The organism is Gordonia oryzae, from assembly GCF_003797185.1.
Taxonomy (GTDB): domain Bacteria; phylum Actinomycetota; class Actinomycetes; order Mycobacteriales; family Mycobacteriaceae; genus Gordonia; species Gordonia oryzae.
The window spans coordinates 95,925-106,841 of the sequence record NZ_RKMH01000012.1 but is presented as its reverse complement, the minus strand read 5'-3'; the positions used below and the strand labels follow the sequence as shown (position 1 = coordinate 106,841).

Below are 10,917 nucleotides of genomic sequence, written 5' to 3'. Positions count from 1 at the left end.
TCAGCTGCGGGCCGGACCGAGTCCGAGGCCGCCCGCCAAGGTGGAGAGGGTGATTGCGACGGCGGCGTCCCAGTCGCCCGCGACGACGTCTGCTGTGGCGATGGTGTAGTGATTGGCCGGTCCGCTGACCGACGCCGACTGGAGAGTCATCGCGCGGTCGCGGTCGCCGCTATCGCCGAACCGGGTGAGCGCGTCCTGCAGGGCATGCAGGATACGGGTGATGGCCCCACAGGGGTCGTCGACGAGTGCCGTGGGAACCCGGGGCCTCGTCGTTGAGCACCTTCTGCCTGTCGATGCCGCGGCCGACCGGGTGGGTGCGAACGGGGTGGCGCACAGCGTGGGTGCAGACGAGGCGGTCTCGGTCTCGGGACCGATTGTGCGCTGCTTGTGGGAGTACGAAAACGACGCGAACAGGAGTTGGCGGGCAACTCCGGTTCTTGTCTCGGGGTGGATGACGGGACTCGAACCCGCGACAGCCAGGATCACAACCTGGTGCTCTACCAACTGAACTACATCCACCATCGGCGTCGGGAACCAGGGATGACTCGCCGGGTTCCAGAGCCAGGGTCATACTCTAGCGAATCGACGGCGCCGAGACCAATCGCTTTCTTACCTGGGCATTCGGGTCGGCAGCAGTCACGCGGGGCCGAGATGGGCGACGATCTGGCGGAGTCGGTCGGTGTCGGGGCCGGGGGCCGGGACGAAGGCTGCGGCTCGGTAATACGCGAGTTCTCGGATCGACTCACGGATGTCTGCCAGGGCGCGGTGGGCGAGGCCCTTTTCCGGTTGGCCGAAGTAGATCTTCGGGTACCAGCGACGGCACAGTTCCTTGATCGAGCTGACGTCGACCATCCGGTAATGCAGAAAGCTGTTCAGCTCGGGCATGTCACGGGCGATGAACCCGCGGTCGGTGGCGATCGAGTTGCCGGCGAGGGGGACCGCACCGGATGCGGAGATATGGGTCCGTAGGTAATCGAGCACCAGCTTCTCGGCTTCGGCCAGCGTGACGGTGGACCGCCGGACCTCCTGGGTCAGGCCGGAGGCGGCATGCATCTTCTGCACCACCTCGGGCATCGCGGCGAGGGCGTCGTCTGCGGCATGAATCACGACGTCGACGCCGTCACCGAGGATATTGAGGTCACCGTCGGTGACCAGAGCCGCGATCTCGATCAATTTGTCTGATCCGAGTTCGAGTCCGGTCATTTCGCAATCGATCCACACCAATTTGTCCTGCACCCGTCAACCTTAGCCAACCGCAGATGCCTTCCACCCAGAACCGACCGACTATCGTGATCGATGCATTTGTGATGGTCTGCGGCCCCGGCTTTCACCGGAGTGTCACAAGCCCCCGTTGTGTACTCGAGAGGACCCGACAGTGACCGATCCCGCCCAGTCCGCCGCATCCATCGCCGCAGGTTACGCGTTTTCCGGCGCAGCGCTCGAACTTGGAACCGTCAGCGTCGACGGAACGGTCGTCAGTGACGCGCATGTGCGTATTCCGCTGTCGATGATGAACCGCCACGGATTGGTCGCCGGGGCTACCGGTACCGGTAAAACCAAGACGTTGCAGTTGATCGCCGAGCAACTGTCGGCCAACGGGGTGCCGGTGGTGATGGCCGACATCAAAGGCGACCTCTCCGGACTGAGCAATCCGGGTAGCGTCAACGAGAAGATCACCGCCCGCGCGGCGCAAACCGGCGACGACTGGCAGCCGTCGGGTTGCCCGGTCGAATTCACCTCGCTCGGCTCGACCGGGATCGGGGTCCCGGTGCGCGCCACCATCACCTCCTTCGGCCCGATCCTTCTGAGCAAGGTGCTCGGCCTCAATGACACTCAGGAGTCGGTGCTGGGCTTGATCTTCCACTGGGCCGACGGCAAGGGTCTGCCGCTGCTCGACTTGAAGGACCTGCGCGCGGTGATCGCCTATCTGACCAGCGACGAGGGCAAGCCGGAGCTGAAAGCCATCGGTGGGGTGTCCACGCAGACCGCCGGCGTCATCCTGCGCGCTCTGAGCAACCTCGAGGCCGATGGCGGGGACACCTTTTTCGGTGAGCCCGAGATCGAGCCGGCCGATCTGCTGCGCACCGCGCCGGACGGTCGCGGGATCGTGACCCTGTTCGAACTCGGCGCGCAGGCCGCCCGACCGGCCTTGTTCTCGACCTTTCTGATGTGGATCCTCGCCGATCTCTTCGAATTCCTGCCGGAGGTCGGCGATCTGGACAAACCGAAACTCGTCTTCATCTTCGACGAGTCCCATCTGCTGTTCGACGATGCCTCCAAGGCGTTCAAGGACCAGGTGGTGCAGACGGTAAAACTCATCCGTTCCAAGGGCGTCGGTGTGTTCTTCTGCTCGCAGCTGCCCACCGACATCCCCAACGAGGTGCTCTCACAGCTCGGTGCGCGCATACAACATGCGTTGCGCGCGTTCACCCCCGACGATCAAAAGGCACTGACCAAGACGGTCAAGACTTATCCGGTCTCGGATGTGTACACGCTCGATCAGGCCCTGACGTCGCTCGGTACTGGTGAGGCGATAGTCACCGTCCTGTCCGAGAAGGGCGCGCCCACGCCGGTCGCCTGGACCGTCATCCGCGCGCCGCGGTCGTCGATGGATGCCATTGGTGCCGAAGGCATCACGGCCGCGGCCAAGGCGAGTCCGCTGTACGCCAAGTACGGTCAGTCGATCGATCGTGAATCCGCCTATGAGAAGCTGACCGCCAAGACGCTCTCGCCAGGCGAATCCTCGGATGCCCCGGCGCCGACTCCTCTACCCGCCCCGGCACCGGCACCCGCGCCGACTCCGGCTCCGCAGCCCGAGGAGCCGGGTATCCTCACCGAGGTGCTGACGAGCAAGCCGATGCAGAGCTTCCTGCGATCTGCGGCCACCGCGGCCGGTCGCGAGTTCAGTCGTGCGATCTTCGGCACCGGACGGCGTCGGCGGTGACATTAACCGGTATGCACCTCGGCCAACGCATCGAGACCACGTTGCGTTGCCGCGCTGCCGGCCCGGAGAAGTGGCAAACGCACCGATGAGCTTGGAATGCGTCGCTGTGCGGCCAGGACTGCCTTGATCACGACGGGATTGGGTTCGGCCATTAGGGCAAGGCTCAGAGGCACCAGCGCGTGGGTCAGTGCACGCGCACGTGCGACCTCGCCGCATCGCCAACGGTTGATCATGTCGACGAAGTGTTCTGTTGCGACACAGGCCGATGCGAGGATGGCTCCGCTACCGCCCATGGCGAGCATTGCGCCCGCGAGCGCGTCGTCGCCGGACAGGACGTCGATGTGATGGGGAACCTGCGCGAGAAGCTGTGCTGCGGTGTCGTCGAAAGTTCCTGCTGCGTACTTGAAACCGCAGATGTTCGGGATCTCGGCCAGGCGTAATAGCGTCGGAGTCGACAGTGGCATAGCGGTGCGGTGTGGGACGTGGTACACCACTACCGGCACCGGACTGGATGTAGCCACTTGTCGGAAGTGTTCGACCACGCCGTCTTCGGTTGGACGCGTATACGACGGGGTTGTGACGAGCGCCGCCGACACATCGGGAGCCAGCTGGGAAATCGCCCGCACGGTCTCCGACGTCGAGTTGGATCCGACTCCGATGATGTGGTGCGCGCGATGACGGGCGGCGACACCAGCGCAGACCTCGGAGATCGATAACCGTTCTGCGGAGGTCAACGTCGAGGCCTCCGCAGTGGTACCCAGCGACACGAGACCCGCCGCTCCGGCGGCGAGAACGGTGTCGGCGAGCGTCTCCAGTGCATCGAGGTCGACGGAGTCGTTCTCGGTGAAGGGGGTGATGAGAGGGACGAAGAGCCCGGAAAGAGTCATGACATCCACCATGACCCCGGTTAAGTCATCAAGAAAAGTTCGTATTCGTGGGATTGAGCGTAAGTTGATCTTATGCTCGATCTGCGTAAACTCCAGCTCCTCCGTGAGCTTTCGTATCGGCGCACCATCGCTGCGGTTGCCGACGCTGCGGCCTACACACCGTCGGCCGTCTCCCAACAGCTCTCGGCGCTCGAGCGGGATGTGGGCGTCCGACTTCTCGAACGCAGCGGCCGCAGTGTCGAATTGACTCCGGCGGGCCGGATGCTGGTCGCGCATTCGGAGGTCATTCTTGCCGCCGTCAATGAGGCGGAGGCTGACCTCGCAGTGAGTAAGGGTGCCCTTGTCGATGAGTTACGCATGGGGGCATGTCCGAGCGTCATCCGAACACTCGTGACGCCTGCGATTGTGTCGCTGAGCACGGCCAATCCGGGGTTAGGGATCGTGGTGAATGAAGTGGACCCGGCCCTTGCCCCCGACGCGCTCCGTGCCGGCAGTCTCGACATTGCGCTCGTGCAGGAGTATGACCATGTGCCATTGGTACTCGGTGACGGACTGGATTCCGAGCCGCTGCTCACCGAACGGGTCTATCTCGCCGCAACAATTCCCGATCTGACGAGTGCGCAATTGCGGGCCGCGACGTGGATCTCCGGGTCGGCAGGTACGCTGTGCGACACGCTTACCGAAAGATTCTGCTGGGCAGAGGGTTTCGCTCCCCGCGTGCGTCACCGCGTGGACGACTTCTCGGCGATGGCGGCAATGGTCTCGGCCGGACAGGGCCTCGCCTTGATACCGAGGCTAGGTGCCGACGACGTGCCTTCCAATGTGGTACTGAACCGGACCGGGATCACGCGCACCACATCACTTGCCTTCCGTCGAGGAACCCAACGTTCGCCGAGCGTCGCCGCAGCACGCGTTGCCCTCGTCCTCGCCGCTCGCACCGGCCCCGGGGATCGGTCAACCGCCGATCAGCCCTCACCGAGCTTGCGATAAAACGTGCCCACGATCGGTGCGACCACAGCGCGCGGGCTATAGCCCCCGGCCACCGACATGGCCTTCGACAAGGTGCCCGGGACGACACGCATCTTGTTGTGTTCCAGCGCATTCAGGCTCATCTCGGCGACCTTGTCGCTGGAGTGCCAGAGGAAATCGGGAACCAAACGGTCGACCACGGACGCGTCCTCGGGTGAGGGGATCTCGGTCCGCACCGGGCCGGGAGCGAGGAGCGTGACATGCACGCCGTGGATGGAGACTTCACCGCGCAGTGATTCGCTGAAGGTGTTCACGAACGCCTTGGTCGCCGCGTAGGTCGCGTTGTTCGGGATCGGCATGTTGCCGGCGGCAGAACCGACCATCAGGATGCCGCCGGCGCGGCGTGCCACCATGCCGGGCAGGACGGCCAGGGTCAGGTCGTGGACGGCGTTGACGTTCAAGCGAACCTGGGCGCGTTCGTAGGCGGCGTCAAGTTCGGCGACCGGCCCGAAAGTTGCGATGCCCGCGTTGTTGGCCAGGATGGAGATCTCCCGGTCGGCGAGCTCGGCGGCGAGGATTGCCACCGAGCTTGGATCCGAGAGATCGGTGGGGCGTACCTCGGCGGTCACCCCGTGATCGGCGCGGAGCTCCTCGGCGAGTTCCTCGAGGACCTCGCCGCGCCGTGCCACCAGGATCGGCGCGTGACCGCGTCGAGCCAGGGCACGGGCGAGAGCCATCCCGATACCGGACGAGGCGCCCGTCACGACGGCGCGGGCGGATTCGGACGGCACAGGCACTCCCATGCCGTCGATCGTATCCAGAGAGTCCCGTACTGACGGCGGCGGGCGCCGTCGGTTGGGTATGGGCCGTGGGCGGCCGGAGTCGCTGGGCAGGCGCGGTCAGCCGATGCCTGCGGCCACCTCGGTGCCTTGCCGGATGGCTCGTTTCGCGTCGAGTTCGGCGGCGACATCGGCGCCACCGATGACGTGGGTACGCACGCCGGCCACCGTCAACGGATCGACGAGGTCGCGGACCGATTCCTGTCCGGCGCAGATGACGATGTTGTCGACTTCGAGCAGGCGCGTGTCGCGGACGGTGCCGTCTTCTTCACGGAAGCTCAAGTGCAGGCCCGCGTCGTCGATACGGTCATAGGTGGCACCCGAGATCTGTTCGACGCCTTTCATTTTCACCGTCGCGCGGTGTACCCAGCCGGTGGTCTTCCCCAGTGACTTGCCCTGTCGGCCGGGTGTGCGCTGCACCAGGTAGACCTCGCGCACCGCGGGCAGCGGGCGCGGCTTGGTGACGAAGCCCGGCTTGCTCAGATCCTCGCTGACACCCCACTCCTGCTCCCATTCCTTGAGATTCAGGGTGGGTGACTCATCGACCGTGAGGAATTCGGTGACGTCGAATCCGATTCCGCCGGCACCGATCACGGCCACGCGCTTGCCGATCTCACGGTGTCCGAGCACGGCATCGGCGTAGGAGACGACCATCGGGTGGTCGACGCCGGGGATGGCGGGCATGCGTGGGGTGACACCGGTGGCGATGATCACCTCGTCGAAGCCCTTGGCGATGATGTCCTGCGCGGACACCCGAGTATTGAGATGCACTGTCACATTGTTGATCTCGAGTTCACGGGTGAAGTAGCGCAACGTCTCGTTGAACTCCTCCTTGCCGGGAATGCGCGCCGCGATCGAGAACTGGCCTCCGACCGATTCACCGGCCTCGAACAGTTCGACCCGATGGCCACGCTTGGCCGCCGACACCGCCGCCGACAGCCCTGCCGGACCCGCGCCGATCACCGCGATGCGCTGGGCGAGTCGAGTGGCCCCGAGGGTCAGCGTCGTCTCGCGGCCGGCGCGGGGATTGAGTAGGCATGACACCTTCTTGCCGACGAAGGCGTGATCCAGACATGCCTGATTGCAGCCGATGCAGGTGTTGATCTCGTCGGCCCGGCCGGTGCGCGCCTTGTCAGCGAAGTCCGGATCGGACAGCATCGGTCGCGCCATCGAGATCGCGTCCACTCGGCCGCGTTCGAGGATCTCCTCGGCCAGTTCCGGGGTGTTGATGCGGTTACTGGCGATGAGCGGGATGCTCACCTCGTCGCGCAGGCGCTCGGTGAACTTGACGAACGCTCCGCGCGGTACCGAGGTCACGATCGTCGGGACACCGGCCTCATGCCAGCCGATGTCGGTGTTGATCGCGTCGACTCCGAGTTGTTCGGCCTTGCGCGCCATCAGCGCGATCTCGTCCCACGTCTGCCCGCCCTTGACGAAGTCGGCGATGGACTGGCGCAGGATGATCGGGAAGTCACGGGGGACCTGGCGACGCATCTCGGTGATGATCTCGACGAGGAAACGCTGTCGGTTCTCGGTGGTGCCGCCCCACCGGTCGGTGCGGTCGTTGGTGTGCGGGCACAAGAATTGATTGATCAGATAACCCTCGCCGCCCATGATCTCGACGGCGTCATATCCCGCGCGGCGCGCCAGCTTGGCCGACGCACCGAACGTGCGGATGACGTGTTTGATGATCGGTTCGGTCATCTTGAGGTGTTTGAAGGGGTGGATCGGTGAGGGCTCGGAGCCCGCGGCCACCTTCAACGGCGTGTATCCGTAGCGCCCGGCATGAATGAGCTGCATCGCGATCTTGCCGCCCTCGCGATGAACCGCACCGGTGATGCGTCGGTGCCGGGCGACGTCGGCGTAGTTGGTCATCTTGCCGGCGAACGGAAGGAGCAGGCCGGTGCGTGAGGTACCGAACCCGCCGGTGATGATCAGTCCCACACCGCCTTTGGCGCGCTCGGCGTAATAGGCGGCCAGTTTGTCGGTGTCCCACAGACGGTCCTCGAGTCCGGTGTGCATCGAGCCCATGATCAGACGGTTGTTCAGGGTGACGCCGCCGAGTTGCAGCGGTTCGAACAGGCGCGGGTAATGAGGATTGGGCTGTGCGGATGGGGCTGACATCGCGTCACCTTTCGGTCGGTGCCGGCTGGCCGGCAGTGGGGCACGTTCTGGTGGTCTTCGTGATCTGGGGATGTCCGGTCAGGACGAGGCGTCGAGTTCTCGTTTCAGTGCGGTGAGGACCTCGTCACACCAGTCGATGAACCCTTCTTCTATCCGCACGCCACCCCGGAGCACGAGGTATTGGTGCAACTTTCGGCCGGTGAGGCGGTCGGGGGCGGGGTAGTCGTCCTTTTCGAAGGACTGGAACAGGTGCAGTCGCGCCACGTGGAGTTCGCGGTGGCGTTCGAGTTCGGTGATGAGATCGGGCAGTCCGGGCACGTCGGCGGCACGGATCTTCAGGCCGAGATCGTCTCGCAATGTCTGGATCGGGGTCGGGGTGGCGACCCACTCGCGCAACGCCGATCGACCTGCGTCGGACAACGAATAGACCTTCTTGTCGGGCCTGCCGTCCTGCACGATCGGCTCGTAACTCACCAACCCGTCCGCATGCAGTTTGCGCAGCGTGCGATAGATCTGCTGGTGGGTGGCCGACCAGAAGTGACCGATCGACCGGTCGAATTGGCGGCTGATCTCGTAGCCGGTGCCGGGCCGTTCGGACAACGACACCATGATCGCGTGTTCCAGAGCCACATGCGCACGGTAGCAGTGCACCAACGCGCTATGCAACAAGGTGAGTATGTGCGGGAGTGCATATCGGCGACTGTCGCAAGAGGCGTGGTGGCACCCTGGTGGCATGGGCGAGAACACCGGCCACGCCCCGCGGGCGGCCGCCGACGTCGAGCACACCGCGGACGGCCGCTACATCGTGGTGAACGGCCGCCGATGGCGCGCAACGGATCCGTTGATCCCCGCCGGCCGGCGGGAAGAACTGCAGCGCATCCTCATGGCGTGGCGACGCGAGGTACGACGAACCCGCGGTGCCGATGACGCGCGCGCCGGGGTTCAGGCGGCGAAAGTCGCTCTGGGCGAACGCGGTACGCCGTGGTGGGAGCAGACCGATGCGCAGCGCCGGCAGCGTTGGGAGACCGCCGTCGACGAGCCGTGACGCGGGCAGGTCAGTGTCGGCGCCCGCCGAGTGTGGGCACGTAGAGACGGGTGCCCTCGGCGAGTGAATCGAGGATCGGCGCGATCGCCAGGTTCTCCGTCCGTTCCGCGCTCGCGGCCGAGTCGTCGATCGTGTCCTCGGGGGCGATCCAGGGGGAACGATCGCGCAGGTGACCGTCGCGGAGTTCGACGACTCGGTCGGCGATCGCGGTGACCCGGCGGTCGTGGGTGATCAGCAACGTGGTGCGGCCCTGCGCAATACGCCGTAGCGGCTTCAGGATTCGCGACACGCTGGCGTCGTCGAGCCCCGACGTCGGCTCGTCGAGGATGAGCACCGGGGTGTCGCGGACCATCGCTCGTGCCATCGCGATGCGCTGGCGTTGACCTCCGGACAGCGTGAGTCCGCCGTCGTCGAGCCGGGTGTCGTAGCCGTCGGGGAGATCGCGGATGAAGGCGTCGGCGTCGGCGGCGACGGCCGCTCGCACGATCTGTGTCCGGTCGGCGTTCGGTGCGCCGTAGGCGATGTTGTCGGCGACGCTGGCGCCCTTGATGATCGGGGTTTGGGGGAGCAAGGTCACCAGGCCACGGATGTGAGCGCCGGTCAGCGTGTCGTAGTCGTCGCCGCCGAGGCGGATCGTTCCGGAGTCGGGGTGCTCGAAGCGGCACAGCAGTGAAGCGAGACTGGTTTTGCCCACCCCGCTCGGGCCGATGAGTGCCACGATCCGGCCCGGCCGCAGATCGAGCGACACCTCGTCGAGGACGGTGGTCTCACCGCGCTGCAGCGAGACCGAGCGCAACGACACGGGCAGTGCGGCGCCCGGTGTGGGGGAACTGTCCCGCGCGTCGGGTGCGTCGTGCTCGGCGGGTTCGAGGTCGAGGATCTCCGCGACGCGTTCGGCACTGACCACTGCCGAGGCGATCGCGAGCCGGGCATCGGCGATCTGTTGCATCTTCGGATAGAGCAGACCGAGGTAGCCGGTGAGGGCGAGCAACTGGCCGACGCTGAGATGGCCTTGGCGAACCTGCCACACGCCGGCGACGGCGATGGCCAGGGTGACCACCACCTGGCCGAAGCCCATCACCGCGCCGAACCCGGCCTCGACCCGAGTCTGGGCGAGACGTGCTGCGCGCCAAGCCAGTCCGTGGGCGTGCAGGGCTTGGTGTTCGCGCGCCTGCTGGTTGTAGGCGACGGCGGTCTCGTGGCCGGCCAGCGCGGTTTCGACGGCGTCGGAGATGTCGCTGTTGGCGCCCCGCTCGTCGCGGGTGACCGCCATCTGGCGGCGGGCGAAGATCGAGGACACACCCCACAGCATCGGGACGGCGGCCAGTGCGACCAGTGCAACCTGCCAGCTCATGAGGAACGCGGCGATCACCAGGCCGACGGTGTTGAAGATCGCGATGATGATCTGCATCACCCCGGACCCGACGAGATATTCGACGGCCTCGAGGTCGCCGGAGTGGCGACCGACGAGGTTGCCGAGACCGAGTCGACGATGCAGCACCGGGTGGAGCCGCTGGACGTGGGCGAAGAGTCGGTCCCGCAGCCGCAGGACCACCTGCTCGGAGACGCTCACCGCGACGACCTGGCCGAAGTAGTCGCCGGCCGTGGACACCGCGGTCAAACCCAGCCACAGACCGGCAAGACGGGCGAAGTCCCACACGCTGTGCGAATCGAGGGCGCCGTCGATGACGTCGGCGAGGACGAAGACCGAGACGATCTCGCAGAGTGCGGCGACCCCGAGGAGACTGCCGGCGAACGCGAATCGCGTGCCCTGGCCGCGCATGGCGGGCAGGAATCGTCGAATGGCAGTGAGGGTGTTCATCGGGACTCCGCAACCTGGTCATCGAGTGTGTCGTGGAAGAAGTGCGTTCGGACGCGCGTCGACGTTCCATGCGCGTCGACGCGTCGGAACCCGGCGCGAGTAAGCGGTTCGCGCCGGGTTTCCGATCGGGAGTGGTCAGGCGATGCGGGTCACTGCCACACCCAGATCCACCGGAAGGTCCGCCAGTCCCAGATGCGAACGCGGCGGCGGCGCGGCTGGGGCTCGAAACGGCGCTGCGGACCGGACTGACGGGGCTGTCCTGGCATGAGTTGTTCTCCTTCGGTCAT

General features: G+C 65.8%; 10 protein-coding genes and 1 tRNA gene. 3 read left to right on the top strand and 8 right to left on the bottom strand.

The window, feature by feature from the left end:
• From EF294_RS21515 to orn, 3 genes are all read right to left on the bottom strand, one after another.
• Nucleotides 1-150, bottom strand: a complete 150-nt coding sequence (locus EF294_RS21515; RefSeq protein ID WP_185091118.1) for a hypothetical protein — start codon at nt 148-150, stop codon at nt 1-3.
• 296 nt (nt 151-446) lie between these two features.
• Nucleotides 447-519 (bottom strand) — tRNA-His (locus tag EF294_RS16145).
• Between the two features lie 117 nt (nt 520-636).
• Entirely contained in the window at nt 637-1,236 is a 600-nt protein-coding gene (orn, locus tag EF294_RS16140) for an oligoribonuclease (protein ID WP_123931894.1), read from the bottom strand.
• Between the two features lie 139 nt (nt 1,237-1,375).
• Here orn and EF294_RS16135 point away from each other — a divergent pair, with 139 nt between their 5' ends.
• Nucleotides 1,376-2,944, top strand: coding sequence for a helicase HerA-like domain-containing protein (locus tag EF294_RS16135; protein WP_123931892.1), 1,569 nt, complete (start codon nt 1,376-1,378; stop codon nt 2,942-2,944).
• 2 nt (nt 2,945-2,946) lie between these two features.
• Here EF294_RS16135 and dapA read toward each other — a convergent pair whose 3' ends face one another.
• Complete coding sequence (gene dapA, locus EF294_RS16130) at nt 2,947-3,831, bottom strand: 4-hydroxy-tetrahydrodipicolinate synthase (protein WP_123931890.1); 885 nt, start codon at nt 3,829-3,831, stop codon at nt 2,947-2,949.
• A 72-nt stretch (nt 3,832-3,903) separates the two neighbouring features.
• On the opposite strand from dapA, the gene EF294_RS16125 reads away from it, so the two are divergent.
• A complete protein-coding gene (locus EF294_RS16125) occupies nt 3,904-4,821 on the top strand; it encodes a LysR family transcriptional regulator (protein ID WP_123931888.1) in 918 nt (305 codons plus the stop codon).
• Here EF294_RS16125 and cmrA read toward each other — a convergent pair.
• The 3 genes from cmrA to EF294_RS16110 all read right to left on the bottom strand — a co-directional run bounded on the left by cmrA (nt 4,797) and on the right by EF294_RS16110 (nt 8,393).
• On the bottom strand, nt 4,797-5,603 hold the full coding sequence (gene cmrA / locus EF294_RS16120; protein WP_123931886.1) for a mycolate reductase: 807 nt from the start codon (nt 5,601-5,603) through the stop codon (nt 4,797-4,799). The genes EF294_RS16125 and cmrA overlap by 25 nt on opposite strands.
• A 96-nt stretch (nt 5,604-5,699) precedes the next feature.
• Nucleotides 5,700-7,763 (bottom strand): NADPH-dependent 2,4-dienoyl-CoA reductase, encoded by a 2,064-nt coding sequence (locus EF294_RS16115; RefSeq protein ID WP_123931884.1) that lies wholly within the window; start codon nt 7,761-7,763, stop codon nt 5,700-5,702.
• Between the two features lie 78 nt (nt 7,764-7,841).
• A complete protein-coding gene (locus EF294_RS16110; RefSeq protein WP_123931883.1) occupies nt 7,842-8,393 on the bottom strand; it encodes a PadR family transcriptional regulator in 552 nt (183 codons plus the stop codon).
• A 103-nt stretch (nt 8,394-8,496) separates the two neighbouring features.
• Between EF294_RS16110 and EF294_RS16105 the strand changes: the two genes are divergently transcribed.
• The gene (locus tag EF294_RS16105; RefSeq protein ID WP_123931882.1) at nt 8,497-8,808 is read left to right on the top strand and encodes a hypothetical protein; all 312 of its coding nucleotides are present in this window, start codon (nt 8,497-8,499) and stop codon (nt 8,806-8,808) included.
• A 10-nt stretch (nt 8,809-8,818) separates the two neighbouring features.
• On the opposite strand, the gene EF294_RS16100 is transcribed toward EF294_RS16105, so the two are convergent.
• A complete protein-coding gene (locus EF294_RS16100) occupies nt 8,819-10,630 on the bottom strand; it encodes an ABC transporter ATP-binding protein (RefSeq protein ID WP_123931881.1) in 1,812 nt (603 codons plus the stop codon).
• Between the last annotated feature and the right edge of the window lie 287 nt (nt 10,631-10,917).